At 70.5% G+C, this 17,210-nt stretch carries 12 protein-coding genes; 8 read left to right on the top strand and 4 right to left on the bottom strand.

The annotated features are described in order from the left end of the window. Positions 1-2: 2 nt before the first annotated feature. Together M4960_RS16355 and M4960_RS16350 are read right to left on the bottom strand one after the other, a co-directional pair. A complete protein-coding gene (locus M4960_RS16355) occupies positions 3-1,334 on the bottom strand; it encodes an aspartate aminotransferase family protein (RefSeq protein ID WP_248704888.1) in 1,332 nt (443 codons plus the stop codon). A gap of 119 nt (positions 1,335-1,453) precedes the next feature. Continuing rightward, positions 1,454-1,936, bottom strand: coding sequence for an Lrp/AsnC family transcriptional regulator (locus tag M4960_RS16350; protein ID WP_035809531.1), 483 nt, complete (start codon positions 1,934-1,936; stop codon positions 1,454-1,456). Between the two features lie 133 nt (positions 1,937-2,069). On the opposite strand from M4960_RS16350, the gene M4960_RS16345 reads away from it, so the two are divergent. The 5 genes from M4960_RS16345 to M4960_RS16325 are packed head-to-tail and all read left to right on the top strand — an operon-like array spanning position 2,070 to position 7,749. Continuing rightward, positions 2,070-3,524, top strand: coding sequence for a gamma-aminobutyraldehyde dehydrogenase (locus M4960_RS16345; protein ID WP_131877978.1), 1,455 nt, complete (start codon positions 2,070-2,072; stop codon positions 3,522-3,524). A gap of 31 nt (positions 3,525-3,555) precedes the next feature. Continuing rightward, positions 3,556-4,743 carry an ABC transporter ATP-binding protein gene (locus M4960_RS16340; protein ID WP_123292904.1) on the top strand — a complete coding sequence of 396 codons (1,188 nt, stop codon included), beginning with the start codon at positions 3,556-3,558 and terminating at the stop codon, positions 4,741-4,743. Then, entirely contained in the window at positions 4,740-5,960 is a 1,221-nt protein-coding gene (locus M4960_RS16335) for a PotD/PotF family extracellular solute-binding protein (RefSeq protein WP_248704833.1), read from the top strand. The genes M4960_RS16340 and M4960_RS16335 overlap by 4 nt, the downstream gene beginning before the upstream one ends. After that, entirely contained in the window at positions 5,957-6,892 is a 936-nt protein-coding gene (locus tag M4960_RS16330) for an ABC transporter permease (protein WP_123339295.1), read from the top strand. The genes M4960_RS16335 and M4960_RS16330 overlap by 4 nt, the downstream gene beginning before the upstream one ends. Then, positions 6,889-7,749, top strand: a complete 861-nt coding sequence (locus M4960_RS16325; RefSeq protein ID WP_248704832.1) for an ABC transporter permease — start codon at positions 6,889-6,891, stop codon at positions 7,747-7,749. Before M4960_RS16330 ends, M4960_RS16325 begins: the two co-directional genes overlap by 4 nt. 905 nt (positions 7,750-8,654) lie before the next feature. On the opposite strand, the gene M4960_RS16320 is transcribed toward M4960_RS16325, so the two are convergent. Further along, a complete protein-coding gene (locus M4960_RS16320) occupies positions 8,655-9,944 on the bottom strand; it encodes a hypothetical protein (protein WP_248704831.1) in 1,290 nt (429 codons plus the stop codon). Continuing rightward, positions 9,941-10,657: an ABC transporter ATP-binding protein gene (locus M4960_RS16315; protein WP_173169083.1), complete on the bottom strand. Its 717-nt coding sequence runs from the start codon at positions 10,655-10,657 to the stop codon at positions 9,941-9,943. Before M4960_RS16315 ends, M4960_RS16320 begins: the two co-directional genes overlap by 4 nt. A gap of 86 nt (positions 10,658-10,743) precedes the next feature. Here M4960_RS16315 and M4960_RS16310 point away from each other — a divergent pair, with 86 nt between their 5' ends. Genes M4960_RS16310 through M4960_RS16300 form a run of 3 tightly spaced genes read left to right on the top strand, consistent with a single transcriptional unit; the run spans position 10,744 to position 17,041 of the window. Continuing rightward, positions 10,744-13,311, top strand: a complete 2,568-nt coding sequence (locus tag M4960_RS16310) for a carboxylate--amine ligase/circularly permuted type 2 ATP-grasp protein (RefSeq protein ID WP_248704830.1) — start codon at positions 10,744-10,746, stop codon at positions 13,309-13,311. Beyond that, positions 13,311-15,095: an N-acetylglutaminylglutamine amidotransferase gene (locus M4960_RS16305; RefSeq protein WP_123937153.1), complete on the top strand. Its 1,785-nt coding sequence runs from the start codon at positions 13,311-13,313 to the stop codon at positions 15,093-15,095. Before M4960_RS16310 ends, M4960_RS16305 begins: the two co-directional genes overlap by 1 nt. Beyond that, a complete protein-coding gene (locus tag M4960_RS16300; RefSeq protein WP_248704829.1) occupies positions 15,092-17,041 on the top strand; it encodes a prolyl oligopeptidase family serine peptidase in 1,950 nt (649 codons plus the stop codon). Before M4960_RS16305 ends, M4960_RS16300 begins: the two co-directional genes overlap by 4 nt. Positions 17,042-17,210: the final 169 nt, after the last annotated feature.

Below are 17,210 nucleotides of genomic sequence, written 5' to 3'. Positions count from 1 at the left end.
GATCAGATCTTCGACGAGGCCTCGGACAGGACGCTCCGCAGGATCGAGGTGATCTCGCGGAACTCCGGCTGCCCGATGGTCAGCGGCGGGGCGAGCTGCACGACCGGGTCGCCACGGTCGTCGGCCCGGCAGTACAGGCCGGCGTCGAACAGCGCCTTCGACAGGAACCCGCGCAGCAGCCGCTCGGACTCGTCGTCGTCGAAGGTCGTCTTGGTGGCCTTGTCCTTGACGAGCTCGATGCCGTAGAAGTAGCCGTCACCGCGGACGTCCCCGACGATCGGCAGGTCCTTCAGGGTGTCGAGCTCGGCCTTGAACAGCGGGGCGTTCTGCCGCACGTTCGCGAGCAGGCCCTCTTCCTCGAAGATGTCGAGGTTCTCCATCGCGACGGCGGCCGACACCGGGTGCCCGCCGAACGTGTACCCGTGGTAGAAGGTCGTGTCGCCCTTGGAGAACGGCTCGAAGAGCTTGTCGCTGATGATGGTCGCGCCGATGGGGGAGTAGCCCGAGGTCATCGCCTTCGCGCACGTGATCATGTCCGGCACGAAGTCGTAGGTGTCGCAGGCGAACATGGTGCCGATCCGGCCGAAGGCGCAGATCACCTCGTCGGAGACGAGCAGGACGTCGTACTCGTCGCAGATCTCGCGCACCCGCTGGAAGTACCCGGGCGGCGGGGTGAAGCAGCCGCCGGAGTTCTGCACCGGTTCGAGGAACACCGCCGCGACGGTGTCGGGGCCCTCGAACTCGATCATCTCGCGGATGCGCTCGGCCGCCCAGAAGCCGAACTGCTCCTCGGTGCCGCCCGGGAAGCCCATCTCCTCGGCGCGGTAGTAGTTCGTGTTCGGCACCCGGAAGCCACCGGGCGTCAGGGGCTCGAACATCTGCTTCATCGCCGGGATGCCGGTGATCGCCAGGGCACCCTGCGGGGTGCCGTGGTAGGCCACCGCGCGCGAGATGACCTTGTGCTTCATGGGCTTGCCCTGGAGCTTCCAGTAGTACTTCGCGAGCTTGAAGGCGGTCTCCACCGCTTCGCCGCCACCGGTCGAGTAGAAGACCTTGTTGAGGTCACCGGGTGCGTGCTCGGCCAGGCGGTCGGCGAGCTCGATGGCCGCCGGGTGCGCGTAGGACCAGATCGGGAAGAAGCTCAGCGTCTCCGCCTGCTTCGCGGCCATCTCGGCCAGGCGCTTCCGACCGTGGCCGGCGGCGACGACGAACAGGCCGGAGAGCCCGTCGATGTAGCCCTTGCCGTGGCTGTCGTAGACGTGGTGGCCCTCGCCGCGCACCATGATCGGCACGTCGGCACCGGCCTGGTTCGCACCGTGCCGGGCGAAGTGCATCCACAGGTGGTCCCGGGACTTCCGCTGCAGGTCGGCGTCGTCGACCGGGGCGAACGGGTCGTAGGACCCGAGGCGGGTGGACCGGCCGGTGGCCTGGCCGCTGGTCGTTTCGGAGATGGTCATCGCGTTCCCCAGTCGTAGAGCTGTTTGCGGAGTTGCAGGTAGACGAAGGTCTCGGTGCCGGCGACGCCCGGGATGGCCCGGATCGTGCCGTTGAGCAGTTCGATCAGGTCGTCGTCGTCCTCGCAGACGACCTCGACCATCAGGTCGAAGCTGCCGGCGGTCATGACGAGGTAGTCGACCGCCGGCAGCTGTTCGAGGGCATCGGCGACGGTTCGGGTGTCGCCGCTGACCCGGATGCCGATCATCGCCTGCCGGTGGAAGCCGAGCTGCATCGGGTCGGTGACCGCGACGATCTGCATGACGCCGGTCTCGGTGAGCTTCTGGACTCGTTGCCGGACCGCCGCCTCGCTGAGACCGACGGCCTTGCCGATCTCGCCGTACGGACGGCGGCCGTCCGCCTGGAGTTGTTCGATGATCCGCTTCGAGGTGTCGTCGATCGGTCCCGGACGTCGTGGTGCTGCCGCCATGCCGGACAGCATGGCAGCGAGGCCCGGGTCGCGCAAGGGATTCCGTTGTGAACACCGTGTTTCGCGACGATTTCCGTTGTTACGGTTCTCCACAACCTCCGAATCCGTCTTCCGCGCCGCCGGAATCCGTGTCAGGATCACCGCCATGCTGGACACGACGGAAACGGTGACCACGACGCACGAGGTGCGCAACTTCGTCGGTGGGTCGTTCGTCGAGTCGGGCGCGGACACCCGGTTCGACCTGGTCGACCCCACCACCGAGCAGGTCTACGGCACGTCCCCCGTGTCCACGGCTGCCGACGTCGACGCCGCGTTCACGAGCGCGAGCACCGCCTTCGCGACCTGGCGCCGCACGACCCCCGGCGAACGACAGCTCGCGCTGTTCCGGATCGCGGACGCCATGGAGCAGCGGGCATCGGAGTTCGCCGACCTCGAGTCCCTCGACACCGGCAAGCCCCGGGCCACCCTGGTCGAGGACGAGATCCTGCTGTCCGTCGACCAGATCCGCTTCTTCGCCGGAGCCGCCCGCAACCTCGAGGGCCGCAGCGCCGGCGAGTACATGGCCGACCACACCTCGTTCGTCCGGCGCGAGCCCATCGGCGTCGTCGCCCAGGTCACCCCGTGGAACTACCCGCTCAACATGGCGGTGTGGAAGTTCGCCCCGGCGCTCGCCGCGGGGAACACCACCGTGCTCAAGCCGAGCGACACCACCCCGCTCTCCACCCTGCTGCTCGCCGAGGTCGCCGCCGAGTTCCTGCCGCCCGGCGTGCTCAACGTCGTGGTCGGTGACCGCACCACCGGCGCCGCGATGATCGACCACCCCACTCCACAGCTCGTGTCCATCACCGGGTCCGTCCGCGCCGGCATGGAGGTCGCCCGCGCCGCCGCCGGCGACCTGAAGCGCACCCACCTCGAGCTCGGCGGCAAGGCCCCGGTGATCGTGTTCGACGACGCCGACATCCCGTCCGCCGTCGCCGGCATCGTCGCCGCGGGGTTCTTCAACGCCGGGCAGGACTGCACCGCCGCCACCCGGGTGCTCGTGCAGGACGGCATCCACGACGAGTTCGTGGCGGCGCTCGCCGCCTCGGCACGTGCGACCGCGACCACCGGCGCCGACACGGCCACCCCGTACTTCGGCCCGGTGAACAACGCGAACCAGCTCGCCCAGGTCCGGTCCTTCGTCGACACGCTCCCCGACCACGCCACGATCGAGCTCGGCGGCGGGCGGCAGGGCGACGTCGGCTACTTCCACCAGGCCACGATCGTGTCCGGCCTGCGCCAGACCGACCGCATCGTGCAGCAGGAGGTCTTCGGCCCCGTGCAGACCGTGCAGCGCTTCACGACCGAGGACGAAGCACTGCGCGCCGCGAACGACGTCGAGTACGGGCTCGCGAGCTCGGTGTGGACGACCGACCACTCGCGGGCGATGCGCTTCGCCCGCGACCTGGACTTCGGGTGCGTGTGGATCAACACCCACATCCCGATCGTCGCCGAGATGCCGCACGGCGGCTTCAAGCACTCCGGCTACGGCAAGGACCTGTCCCAGTACGGGTTCGACGACTACACCCGCATCAAGCACGTCATGTCCTACATCGGCTGACCCCGATCCTTCCGAAGCAGCAGGAGGCACCATGGCAATGACCGGCACGTTCGCCGAATCCGGAGCCGATCTCCGACTCGAGCAGATCACCAAGTCGTTCCCCGGCCACACCGCGGTCGACGCGCTGGACCTGACGGTGCCGGCCGGCTCGTTCTTCGCCCTGCTCGGCCCCTCCGGCTGCGGCAAGACCACGACGCTGCGACTGGTCGCCGGGCTCGAGGAGCCCACGAGCGGCACCATCACGATCGGCGGCGAGGACGTCACCGACACGAAGCCCTACCAGCGGCCCGTCAACACGGTGTTCCAGAACTACGCGCTGTTCCCGCACATGAGCGTGCTCGACAACGTCGCGTTCGGCCTGAAGCGGCGACGGATCCCGGACCCGATGACGAAGGCGCGCGAGGCCCTGCACCTGGTCGAGCTCGACGCCTCGGCCGACAAGCGCCCCGCTTCCCTGTCCGGCGGCATGCAGCAACGCGTCGCGCTGGCACGCGCGATCGTGAACCGGCCGGCACTCCTGCTGCTCGACGAGCCGCTCGGTGCGCTCGACCTGAAGCTCCGGCACCAGATGCAGCTCGAACTCAAGACGATCCAGGCCGAGGTCGGGCTCACCTTCCTGCACGTCACCCACGACCAGGAAGAAGCGATGACGATGGCCGACACGGTCGCCGTCATGAACGGCGGCCGGATCGAGCAGATGGGCAGCCCCCAGGACCTGTACGAGCTGCCCCGGACCGCGTTCGTCGCGAACTTCCTCGGCCAGTCGAACCTGCTCGAGGGCGAGGTCCGCGGCACCGACGGCCCGCTGCTCGTGGTCGCGACCCCGGCGGGCACCATCGCCGTCCCGGCCGACCGCGCCGTCCGGACCTCGGGCAGCGTCGTCGTCGGCGTCCGTCCCGAGAAGCTCAAGATCCGCACCTCGGAGCCCACCCCCGAAGCCGGCCGCAACATCCTCGGGCCCGGCCGCGTGGTCGACGTCTCGTTCTCCGGGGTCAGCACGCAGTACCTGGTGGACGTCCCCGGAGCCGGCCGCGTCTCCGTCTTCGCGCAGAACTCGAAGGGCGGACCGCGGATCGCCACCGGCACCGAGGTCTGGCTCACGTGGGGCGTCGACCACGGATTCGGCCTGGAGGCGCACCCCGCGTCCGACCAGACCGTCACCACCCACGCCGCCACGGGCCTCCAGTCCGCACCCGCCACGGCAGGATCGCTCGCGTGACCGGCGGGGCACCCGGCCCGGACCTGCTGCGCGGACTGACGTCCGCGCGCGTCAGCCGACGCGGCCTGCTCGCCGGCGGAGGAGCCGCCGCGCTCGCGGCGCTGCTCACGGGGTGCAGCATCAAGGGCTCAGCCGCCTCCGGCGCCGAGAACGCCGTCGACTGGACCGCGTTCTGGAAGGACGCCAAGGCGACGAAGCAGCTGAACTTCGCGAACTGGCCGCTCTACATCGACTCCGACCACGGCAAGTCCGAGTCGCTCGCACTGTTCCAGAAGGCCACCGGCATCAGCGTCGACTACCAGGCGGTGATCCAGGACAACGCGACGTTCTACGCGACCGTCTCGCCAATCCTGCGGGCGCAGGGCGCCACCGGCTACGACCTGGTCGTGATGACCAACGGGTTCGAGCTGACCCAGATGATCAAGAACGGCTTCGTGTGCGAGCTCGACCACTCGCGGCTGCCGAACTTCGCGGCGAACGCGGGTGACTCGGTGAAGGACCCGACGTACGACCCCGGCAACAAGCACTCCGTCGTCTGGCAGACCGGCTTCACCGGGATCGCCTACAACCCGAAGTACATCGACCGCGAGATCACGTCGTTCCAGGACCTGCTCGACCCGGCGTTCGCGGGCCGCGTCGGGCTGATGAGCGACAACACCGAGCTCGGTTCCCTCGGACTGCTCGCGAACGGCATCGCCCCGGAGACGTCGACCCCGGCGGACTGGCGGAAAGCGCAGGCGTGGTTGCGGAAACTGCGCCCGAGCGTGACCGGCTTCTACGACCAGAGCTACATCAACAAGCTCGAGAACGGCGACACCTGGATCACCCAGGCGTGGTCCGGCGACGTCTTCCAGGCGCAGCAGTCCGGGTTCGAGGACCTGAAGTTCGTCACGCCGGAGGAGGGCCAGATGATGTGGCACGACAACCTCATGATCCCCCGGCAGGCAGCGAACCCGGTGGCCGCCCTCGAGTGGATGGACTTCTACTACACGCCGAAGATCGCGGGCATCGTCGAGGACTGGGTCAACTACGTCTGCCCGGCCCCCAGCGCCGAGGCCTACGTCCGTGACGAGCTCGACGACGCGACGGTGGCGGACAGCCCGCTGGTGTTCCCGGACTCCGACGTGCTGGGCCGGTCGCACGAGTTCCGGGTGTTCGAGAACTACGACGAGTACTCGGAGTGGAACGGCATCTTCAACGCGGTGGTGCAGTCATGACGGCCGTCGGGGTCGCCGGCCCGGGGGCCGCACCGACACCGGGTGCTGGTCCGGCGCCGGTCCGTCGGGGACGCCGTCGCAGCACGCCCTTCCTGCTCGCGCTCGTGGGGACCGCCTACCTCTGCGTGTTCTTCGTCATCCCGCTCGTGTCGGGGCTCATCGTCTCGCTCATGTCGGGCAACCCGGACGACGGGTACACCTTCACGTGGAACTGGGGGATCTACGGCTCGCTGTTCATCGACCCGCAGGTGCCCTACCTGACGTTCCTGCTCCGGTCCCTCTGGTACGGCGCCGCCGCCACGGTCGTGACCATCATCGTCGGGTACCCGGTGGCGTACTTCATCGCATTCCGGGTCTCGCCGCGGTGGAAGAACCCGCTGCTCATGCTCGTGTTCGTGAGCTTCCTGGTGTCGTTCATCATCCGCACCGACATGTGGGCGTTCGTGCTCGCGTCGCAGGGTCCGGTCGTCACCTTCCTGCAGGCGATCGGCCTGGCCGGCAAGGACTTCCACATCCTCGGTACCGGCGGCGCGGTGATCTTCGGCGACGCCTACAACGACCTGGCGTTCATGGTGCTGCCGATCTACGCCGCACTCGAACGCATCGACCCGCGACTCGGCGAGGCCGCCAACGACCTGTACGCCGGCAAGTTCCGGGCGTTCTGGCACACCACGCTGCCGCTGTCCCGCTCGGGCATCTTCGCCGGCGTCCTGCTCGTGTTCATCGACAGCGTCGGCGACCCGGTGAACTCGGCGCTGCTCGGCGGCACGAACACCTACACGATCGGTCAGGCGATCCAGGACGCGTACTCCGGCAACCAGCAGTACAACGTCGCCGCGGCACTGTCGACCGTGCTCATGGTCGTGCTCGGCATCATCCTGTTCATCTACGCCCGCGTCTCCGGCACCGACGACCTCGAGGACCTCGTATGACCGCCGTCGCACCGACTCGTCCGTCCACCGCGACCACCTCGTCGCCCGTCGTCCACCGCCACGGCGTGAACCGCCGCGGACCCTGGCTCGCGATCGTCTACTGGGTCACCATCGCGATCACACTCGTCCCGATCGTCTACATGATCGTGTACTCGTTCAACGACGCTCCGACGAACCGGCTGTCGTTCGCGTGGAACGGTTTCACGACGTACTGGTACGCGAACCTGGTCAACGTGTCCGGGCTCGGAGCCGCGTTCGTCACCTCGGTCGTCGTCGCGTTCCTGGCCGCGATCATCTCGGTCGCGATCGGGCTGCCGCTGGCCCTGGCACTCGAGCGGTACCGGTTCCCCGGCCGCGGTGCCGTGAACGCCGTCGTCTTCGCGGACATCGCGGCGCCCTCGATCGTCGTCGGCTCGGCGTCGCTGTCGTTCTTCTTGTCGGTGGGCCTCGGCACCGGGTTCCTGACCGTGCTCATCACCCACGTGGCGTTCGACGTCGCGTACGTCGTGGTGGTGCTCCGCGCTCGGATCTCCGGCACGTCGCGGGTGCTCGAAGAGGCCGCGAGCGACCTCGGTGCGACGCCGTTCCAGGCCTTCCGGCTCGTGACGCTGCCGTTGCTCGCGCCGGGCATGCTCGCGGCCGGGCTGCTCGCGCTCGCGATGTCGATCGACGACTACGTCATCACCTCGTTCGTCGCCGGGCCCGCCGTCACCTTCCCGCTGTTCGTGTACGGCGCCGCGAAGGCCGGGATGCCGCCGCAGGTGCTGTGCTTCGGGACGCTCGTGTTCGCGGTGGGGCTGCTCGTGGCGCTGCTGAACGGTGCGCTGAACCGGCGCCTGGCCCGGACGCGCGGGTAGGCGCCGGCCCGCACCGCCCGCACCGCCCGCACGGTGCGCGGTGCGTCGGCTGGTGCGAGGTTCCGTACTCCGTGCGAGCCCGCGCGCCTCGCACCGAGCACGGAACCTCGCACGGGGTGACGACGTGCGCACGGTGCGGACGGGAGGCGCCTGGCGGGCTGGCGTGGTGCCTCCCGTCCGGCGGGTGGTGTGCGTCCACAGCACGGTGCGGCTTCCGCGGACTGGTGCGGGGTTGACCGCTTGGTGCGCGCTTGTAACCGGGCACGGTGCGTGGAACCTCGCACGGAGTGAAGAGGTGCGGACGGGAGGCGCGAGGCGGGCTGGCGCCGTGCCTCCCGTCCGGCGGGTGGTGTGCGTCCACAGCACGGTGCGGCTTTCGCGGGCTGGTGCGAGGTTGACCACTTGGTGCGTGCTTGTAGCGGCGCACGGAGTGTGCAACCTCGCACGAGGCGACGAGGCGACGAGGTGCGCACGGTGCGGACGCGTCAGAACGCCCCGCACCGGTCGGAACCGATGCGGGGCGTCCTTGTCTCAGTCCTTCCGGACCAGGTCGACCAGGAGTCTGGTGAGGTTCACGAGCAAGCCCGCGACCCCCAGCCAGAACACCTGACGCCTGGGCTTGGGATCGGTGTCGTTGGACATCGAGACCACCTCCGGTGTCAGCGCCGGCGGACACGAGGAGCGGTAGACCGGGACGGGCGTGCGGTCGGGCCGGAGCTCGATTACACTGGACCCGAGCGATCAGACTCGGGAACGGCTCTTGCCCGTCCCGGCTTTCCACTCGGAGAGCAACTCGAAGCCCATCACCGTTGCAGCGGTGGTGGGCTTCGACTTTGCCCGGGCCAACACCCGGCGGTGTGCGACCCGCTCCCACCCTATGTGGTATTTCAGTCGCGGGAAGTGGCTCAGACCGCCGTGTCCACGAGCTGCTGGCCGAGCGCTCGACGCCGGGCCTGCAGCACTGGCGAGACCGTCGCGACGACCATGATGACGAGCCCGATCGCGACCACGAACGGCAGTGGCCGGAGCGGGTCCGTCCAGGTCGTCAGTGCGGCGGGCCCACTCGCCAACGCCAACGGAAGCGCGATGAGGACAGCCGTGACCACGACGGCGACGGCCTCGAGGACCGCCGCGACGAGCGCCGTCCGGAACGTGCCGCCGGTCACGACGAGCAGGGCCACGTCGCGTCGTCGGCTGAGCGTGGTCATCACGACGGTGGCAGCGCCGGTGAAGAGGACGATGAGCACCGGCCCGCCGAAGATCGCGAGGCCGCCGAGGTAGTACGCGGGGGAGTCCCACACGCCCGCCGAGCCGGTGAGCGACCCGAGCAGCATCGCCACGGAGAGCAGGGCGATCGCGGAGTGGCTGCGCGTGAGGTGGTACCGCAGTGACTCGCGCGCGAGGAACCACGCGGCGGGTGACCCTGGCAGTGCCGCGGTCCACCCGGATACCAGCGCTCGGCAGAGCCACGGTGCCACGGCGATCACGCAGACCATGACCGGCACGAGGAAGACCATCGAGATCCCGCGCTCGCCCATGAGGTTGAGGGCGTACAGCGCGACGGCGACCCCGCCGGACACCCACACGATCACCTTGCGGCCGACGCTCGGTCGCGGTGGTTCGAGCTCGGGCTCACGGACGGCGAACAGCGCCGGAGTGCTCGAGGCGGCCCGCGCGGCACCGATCGCACTCAGCAGCACGGTGAGCTCGAAGGCTGCGAAGGCGATGAGCCCCTCGGGCACGCCGAGTCGGGGTTCCAGGGCCGGGCTGCCCGTGCTCCGCATCGGGGCGGAGAGGAAGGCCATCAGGGACTGCAGCGTGAGGGGCATCACGGCGAGGGCCACGGCGAACGCGGCGAGCGAGACCGTCGAGGCCTGCGCGAAGACCACGCGTCGGATCAGCGCCGGGCCGATGCCACCGAACTGCCAGAGCGCGTGGTTCCGGCGCTGGATCCGGATCGAGAACGTCACGAGGACGTTGAGCGCCCCGATGACGACGATGGCGTTCATCGCGCCGAACACCAGCGCGTGGTTGCGGAGGGCGTCGGCGTCCGCCTGGTCGGCGATCCCCGCAGCGGTCGCGACGTCGCCCGCGCAGACGAGCGCGACGACGGCTGCGAGGACCATGACGACGAACGTCGAGGTCCAGAGTCGCCAGGCCCGGAGGACCTCGGCCAGGACGAGTCGCGTGATCACCGGGACACCGCCGCGAGGACGTCGGTCACGGACGGCGCCACGAGCTCGCGGTGCAGTCGACCATCGCGCAGCACGAGCACTCGGTCGCCGAGCGCCGCGGCCTCGAGGTCGTGCGTGACCATCACCACGGAGCGTCGCCCGGAGGCAGCTGCCCGCAGGAGTTCCAGCACGCGGGCCCCGGACTCGGTGTCGAGCGCGCCGGTCGGTTCGTCGGCGAACACCACGTCGGGTGCCGTGACGATGGTGCGGGCGATCGCGACGCGCTGCTGCTGTCCACCGGAGAGCTGTCCGGGACGGTGCCGCGCGACCGCCGTCAGTCCCACCGCGTCGAGGGCGTTCCGGACGACGGCGCGATCGACGGATCCGGTCGACAGCCGGAGAGGCAGCGCCACGTTCTCGAACGCCGTCAGCGCCGGGATGAGGTTGTACGACTGGAACACGAACCCGAGGTGGTCTCGGCGGAACGCCGCGAGGGCATCGCCGCGAAGGGTGGCGAGGTCGGTGCCGTCGATGCGCACGGTGCCGGCGGTCGGGGCGTCCAGTCCGGACAGGCACTGGAGGAGCGTCGACTTGCCGGAGCCGCTGGGCCCGACGATCGTGACGAGTTCGCCGCGGCCGATGGTCAAGGTGACGTCGTCGAGGACGGTCACGTCACGGCCTGCGGAACTGGGGAACCGACGCGTCAGCGCCGTGGACTCGATGAGTGCAGTCATCGATCCAATATATGACATATGTTACGAGCATGCGTCGGGCGGTGTGCCGCGGCGCGCACCACAGCCACCGCGCGTAGGTTCCAGCCATGAGTGCAGAGCTGACGCTCGGCGCCGAGGAAGAGCTGCACCTCATCGACCTCGAGTCCGGCCGACTTTCCGCGAAGGCCCCGCGCCTTCTGCCCAAGCTGCCCGCCGACCGCTTCGGCGCGGAACTGCAGCGCACGACCATCGAGACGAACACCCCCGTGGTGCGCACCCTCGACGACCTGCGGCGGGTGATCGTCGACCTGCGCCGTGAGCTCAGCGCCGCGATCGTACCGGCCGGGGTGACCATCGCGTCGGTGGGTACGGCGCCGCGGTCCGAGTACGCCGACTTCGAGCTGACCAGCGGCGGGCGCTACGGCCGCATGCAGGAGCAGTACCGGATGCTCGTCGACGAGCAGCTCATCTGCGGCCTCCAGGTGCACGTCGGTGTGAGCGACCGTGACCTGGCGGTGCAGATCGCGCAGCGGGTCGCCCCGGTCCTGCCGGTGCTGCTGGCCCTGAGCGCGTCGAGTCCGTTCTGGAACGGGCAGGACACCGGGTACTCGTCGTTCCGCAGCATCATCTGGCAGCGGTGGCCGTCGGCCGGCAGCTTCGGGCGGGTGTCGAACGCGGCGGAGTACGACAAGGTGCTCGACGACCTGATCGCGTCGGGGGTGATCGCCGACAAGAAGATGGCGTACTTCGACGTGCGGCCGTCGTCGCACGCTCCGACGCTCGAACTCCGGGTCTGCGACGCCACCCCGATCGTCGACGACGCGGTGCTCATCGCCGGCCTGTTCCGGGCCGCGGTGCGGAAGGCCGAGGTCGCCGTCGAGTCCGGCGCCGAGTGGCATCCCCGCAGCGAGCCCCTGCACCGTGCAGCGATGTGGCAGGCGGCGCGCACGGGGCTGAGCGGCGAACTGCTCGGCCTCGGGCAGCACCCGGACCGCCTGCCCGCCGAGGTCGCCGTCCGGCAACTGGTGTCCCGCCTGCGCCCGGAACTCGAGGAGCTCGGCGACTGGGGCACCGTCACGGACCTGCTCGAGGACACCCTGGCCCGCGGCAACTCCACCGATCGGCAGCGCACCGCGTACGCCGAGCGCGGGGAGCTCGACGACGTCGTGACCCTGGTGGTCGAGGACACGGCCGGCACCCCGTCGGGGCGCGACGAGGGACCGGCGGTCGCGGTCCCCGGGTACCGCGTGCGCGCCGGCGACGAAGCGGTCGGCCCCGGTGCCCGCCCCCGTCCGGCGTTCCGCGACCTGGCGACGTACTTCACCGCCTGGGACGCCGACACGACGAACGAGCACTGCGCCGCACGCGACGCCTGGACCCGCGAGCACGAGGTCGGCTTCGTCGTGGACGGCGGCGTGCAGGCGTTCGGGTGCGACCTGGTGCCGCGGACGATCAGCGCGTACGAGTGGTCGCAGCTGGAGCGCGGCCTCGGGCAGCGCGCACGGGCGATCGAGCTGTTCCTGCGCGACGTGTACGGCGAGCGGCGGATCGTGGCCGACGGGGTGATGGACGAGCACCAGTTCGTCGGTGCGAACGGCTGGGACCCCGACGCTGCGCGCCTGCCCGGTCACGCGGTGCGGGCACCCGTGCTCGGCTTCGACCTGGTGCGGAACGAGTTCGGCGGTTGGCGGGTGCTCGAGGACAACGTGCGTTCGCCCTCCGGGGTCGCGTACGGCATCGCGCTCCGCGAGCTCATGGACGACGTCGTGCCGGACGCTCCACGTCCGGCGCTGTTGCGCGACCCGCACGGCGTGACCGACCGCCTGCGCGAGACCCTGCGCACGAACGCGACCGCGGTGACCGGCAACCCGGACCCGGTGCTCGCACTCGTCAGTGACGGCCCCGCCGCCGGCGCGTGGTTCGAGCACCGCAGGCTGGCCGACGGAGCCGGGCTGCGCCTCCTGGCCGGGTCCGACCTGGACGTCCGTGACGGACGTGTGGTCGACGCGACGACCGGCGACGTGCTCGACGGGCTGTACCTGCGGATCGACCGCGACGTGCGGGCCCTGACCGCGGACCACGCGCCGGAGCTGGGCGCCCGCATCCTCGACGTGGCCGAGGCCGGACACGTCCACCTGTCGAACGCCCCGGGCAACGCCCTGGTCGACGACAAGGCGATGTACGTCAACGTGCCGGACCTGATCTGGTACTACCTGGACGAGAAGCCGCTGCTCGAGTCGGTGCCGACGTACCGCACGAGCATCGAGGGCGAACGCCTGTCGGTGCTCGACCGGGTCGGCGAACTCGTGACGAAGCCGGTCGACGGCGAAGGCGGACGCGGGGTCCTGATCGGGCCGAGCGCGAGTGCCCCGGAGGTCGCCGAACGACGGCGCGAGATCGCTGCCGACCCAGCAGGTTGGGTCGGACAGGAAGTGGTGCAGCTGTCGTCGCACCCGACAATCGGACCGGCGGGCCTCGACCCACGGCACGTCGACCTGCGCGCGTTCGTCTACCTGACCGGGACCGGAGCGGACGACGCGCACCTGGCCGACGTCGCGCTGACCCGGGTGGCGCCCGAGGGCAGCATGGTCGTGAACTCGTCGCGCGGCGGCGGCGCCAAGGACACCTGGATCGTGGGATCCGCCGCGAAGGCGGCGGCCGAGGGAGAGCGCTGATGTGTGGACTCGCGGGCGAGATCCGGTTCGACGGCACGGCCCCGGACGTCGGAGCAGTGGCGCGGATGACCGGGTGCATGGTGCACCGCGGCCCCGACGGTGACGGGCTCTGGGCGCGCGGTCCGGTCGCGCTCGGACACCGACGGCTGTCGATCGTCGACCTGTCCACCGCCGGTGCGCAGCCGATGGTGCTGCCCCGGGCCGGACTGACGATCGCCTACAACGGCATGGTCTACAACTACGAGCAGCTGCGTGACGAGCTGCGCGGCAAGGGGCACGAGTTCTTCTCGACGTCGGACACCGAGGTCATCGCCGTCGCCTACGCCGAGTGGGGCACGGCCTTCGTCGAGCACCTGATCGGCATGTTCGCCATCGCGATCTGGGAGCACGCCAGCGGCCGACTCGTGCTCGCGCGGGACCGGCTCGGCATCAAGCCGTTGTACGTGGCACAGGTACCTGGCGGTCTCCGCTTCGCGTCGTCCCTGCCCGCGGTGCTGGCCGGTGGCGGCATCGACACGTCCATCGACCCCGTCGCCTTCGCCTCCTACATGAGCTTCCACTCGATCGTGCCCGCACCCCGCACGATCCTGTCCGGTGTCGGCAAGCTCCCGCCCGCCACCGTCCGGGTGATCGAGCGCGACGGTACGTCCCGCGACACCGTCTACTGGGAGCCGCGGTTCGAACGCGACCCCGCCAGGGCCGACTGGACCGACCAGGACTGGGAGCAGGCGTTCATCGGGTCGCTCCGCACCGCGGTCGAGCGCCGCATGGTGGCCGACGTCCCCGTCGGCGTGCTGCTGTCCGGCGGCATCGACTCGTCCCTGGTCGTCGGACTGCTCGCCGAGGCCGGGCAGCAGGACCTCGCCACGTTCAGCATCGGCTTCGAGGCCGCTGGCGGTGAGTCCGGCGACGAGTTCGAGTACTCGGACCAGGTCGCGAAGCACTTCGGCACCGACCACCACCGCATCCACATCCCCTCGACGCGCCTGCTCGACGGCATCGACGGTGCGGTCGCCGCCATGAGCGAGCCGATGGTCAGTCACGACTGCGTCGCGTTCTACCTGCTGTCGCAGGAGGTCTCGCAGCACGTCAAGGTCGTGCAGTCCGGCCAGGGTGCCGACGAGGTGCTCGCCGGCTACGACTGGTACCCGCCGCTGGCCGACGTCCCCCGCGACCAGGCGGCCGAGGCCTACCGCTCCGTGTTCATGGACCGCAGGTGGCCGGCGCTGCAGGGGCTGCTCGGGGAGCGCTGGAAGAGCGACGACGACACCCCGTCGGCGTTCGTGGACGCTGCGTTCGCGGTTCCGGGCGCGGAGACGAGCGTCGATGCTGCGCTCCGCAGCGACACGATGACGATGCTCGTCGACGACCCGGTCAAGCGCGTCGACAACATGACGATGGCGTGGGGCCTCGAGGCCCGCGTGCCGTTCCTGGACCACGAGTTCGTCGAGCTCGCCGGCGCGATCCCGCCCGCGCTCAAGCTGTCGGACGGCGGCAAGGGCGTCATGAAGCGGGCGTCGCGCGGCATCGTCCCCGACAGCGTCATCGACCGCAGCAAGGGGTCGTTCCCGGTGCCCGCGATCCGGCAGCTCGAGGGCCCGTACCTGGAGCGGGTGCGCACGGCACTGCACGCGCCGGAAGCACGTGAGCGCGGCCTGTTCGACCCGGGTACGGTCGAGCGGATGCTCCAGGACCCGAACAGCACGCGAACCGAGATCGGCGCGAACGCGCTCTGGCAGCTCGGCCTGATCGAGATGTGGCTGCAGCAGCAGGGGGTGCGGTGAACGTGGGTTCCACCCGGACTGGAGGCTCGGCGAGCGTCGCGTCGTCGGCCGACGTCCGTCCCTCGGTCACGACCAGGGCCGCGGCCGACCTGGGTGAGCGGCTCGCCGCCGCCTGGGGGTCGTGGGGCCCCACCATGACCCGGAACGCCCGGCGCGTGGCGTTCGTGTCCGACCGGCACGGCACCCCCGAGGTGTTCGTGCAGGACGTCGTCGTCGACGGCGAACTGCCCGAACCGGTCCGGATCGCGCTGTCCGACGACCCAGTGATCCGGGTGTCGTGGTCGTCCGACGGGGAGTGGCTCGCCGTGGCGATCGCGACCGACGGCGGCGTGAAGCAGCAGGTCTGGGTGGTCCGGCCGGACGGCACCGACGCCGCGCAGATCGCCGGTTCGCGGTACCAGCACGCCGAACTCGGCCCGTGGAGCCGCAGCGGGCACCGGGTCGTCATCACGCTGCCCTCGACCGAAGCCGACCAGCCGGCCCGCTCGTACCTGGTCGACCCGGTCTCCGGCGACCGCGACGACCTGGCCGTCGGCGAACTCATCCACATCCTCGACCTGTCGGTGGAGGAACGCCTCGTCGTGCTCAGTGACGGGCAGCGTGGGCAGGAGTTCGTCGTCGTCGTCGACCGGCTGACCGACGAGAGCCACGCCCTGTTCGCCGACGACCCCGACGGGTCCGCGGAGATCGCGTTCCTGCGGCCCTCGCCCGCGAGCGAGACCAGCCCCCTCGTCGCCTACGTCGCCACCGAGGCCGGACTGCCCCGCCGCGGACTCGTCGCCCAGCCGGTCGGACCCCACGGCTGGCGTGGCACGCCCCGACGGATCATCGAGCGCGCCGACGCCGAACTCGAGTACCTCGACGCCGACGACGCCGGCCGCACGCTGCTGCTCGTCTGGAACGTCGACGGGCGCAGCGAACTCGACCTCATCAACACCCACGACGCCTCGCGCACCCCGGTGCCGGACCTGCCCGGGTACGTCGTCACCGACCCGGTGCTCAGCCGCGACGGCCGGAGCGTGCTGCTCGCCGTCGAGGGACCGACCCGACCGCGAGAACTCTGGCGGCTCGACACGAACGCGCTCACCTGGAGCCGGGTCACCGACGTGCCTGCACTGCCCGATGTGCCGCTGGTCGAGCCGACGCTCGAGCGGTTCGCCGCCCGTGACGGACTGGAGCTGACCGGCTGGCTGTACCGGGCGGTGGAGCCGGCCACGTCGTCGGCCGTCGGCGCTCGTGCTGCTGCTGCCGCGCCTCCCGGCCCGCGCGCAGCGCTCGTCCACCTGCACGGCGGACCGGAGTCGCAGGAACGACCCACGTTCTCGCCGCAGCACCAGGCGCTCGCCGCAGCGGGCGTGACCGTCCTCGCCCCGAACATCCGCGGATCGTCCGGGTACGGACACGAGTTCGTGCACGCCGACGACCTGGCCCTGCGCTGGAACGCACTCGCCGACGTCGTGGACTGCGCACGGTTCCTGGTGTCGAACGGGTACGCCGACCGCTCCCGGGTGGCCGTCGAGGGCCGCTCCTACGGCGGGTACGCGACCCTCGCATCCCTGGCGTTCACGCACGACGTGTTCGCAGCAGGTGTCGCCGTGTGCGGGATGAGCGACTTCGCCACGTTCTACCGCGACACCGAACCGTGGATCGCCTCTGCCGCTGCGACGAAGTACGGACACCCCGTCGACGACGAAGCGCTGCTCGCGGCCCTGTCGCCGATGCGGGCGATCGACGACGTCACGGCGCCGTTGCTCGTCGTGCACGGCGAGCTCGACACGAACGTGCCCATCGGCGAGGCGCACCAGGTGGTCGCGGCGTTGCGGGAGCGGGCGCACGACGTCGAGTACCTGGAGCTCGCGGGTGAGGGGCACGAGTACCGACGGGCGTCGTCGCGGGCGCTGCTGGTGCGGCGGATGGTGGAGTTCGTGGCGTCGCGCTTGGCGTGAGGCGGGGCGCTCGGTCTGGTGCGAGGTTCCGTACTCCGTGCGGTGCACGTGCGCTCGCACCGAGCACGGAACCTCGCACGGGGCCGTGAGCCCTCTCGCACCGTGCGAGCCGCACCACGGTGTCACCGGGTGCAACGATGCGCCGGCGGCGCTCGCCGCGGGCAGAGAA

This window comes from Curtobacterium sp. MWU13-2055, from assembly GCF_023242305.1.
Taxonomy (GTDB): domain Bacteria; phylum Actinomycetota; class Actinomycetes; order Actinomycetales; family Microbacteriaceae; genus Curtobacterium.
The sequence above is the reverse complement of the archived record's forward strand: the minus strand, read 5'-3'. Positions and strand labels throughout refer to the sequence as shown.

Bases quoted from the DNA above. Each gene is read 5' to 3' on its own strand.
- M4960_RS16355 (WP_248704888.1), bottom strand. From the start codon at position 1,334: ATGCACTTCGCCCGGCACGGTGCGAACCAGGCCGGTGCCGACGTGCCG.
- M4960_RS16350 (WP_035809531.1), bottom strand. From the start codon at position 1,936: ATGCTGTCCGGCATGGCGGCAGCACCACGACGTCCGGGACCGATCGAC.
- M4960_RS16345 (WP_131877978.1), top strand. From the start codon at position 2,070: ATGCTGGACACGACGGAAACGGTGACCACGACGCACGAGGTGCGCAAC.
- M4960_RS16340 (WP_123292904.1), top strand. From the start codon at position 3,556: ATGGCAATGACCGGCACGTTCGCCGAATCCGGAGCCGATCTCCGACTC.
- M4960_RS16330 (WP_123339295.1), top strand. From the start codon at position 5,957: ATGACGGCCGTCGGGGTCGCCGGCCCGGGGGCCGCACCGACACCGGGT.
- M4960_RS16325 (WP_248704832.1), top strand. From the start codon at position 6,889: ATGACCGCCGTCGCACCGACTCGTCCGTCCACCGCGACCACCTCGTCG.
- M4960_RS16315 (WP_173169083.1), bottom strand. From the start codon at position 10,657: ATGACTGCACTCATCGAGTCCACGGCGCTGACGCGTCGGTTCCCCAGT.
- M4960_RS16310 (WP_248704830.1), top strand. From the start codon at position 10,744: ATGAGTGCAGAGCTGACGCTCGGCGCCGAGGAAGAGCTGCACCTCATC.
- M4960_RS16305 (WP_123937153.1), top strand. From the start codon at position 13,311: ATGTGTGGACTCGCGGGCGAGATCCGGTTCGACGGCACGGCCCCGGAC.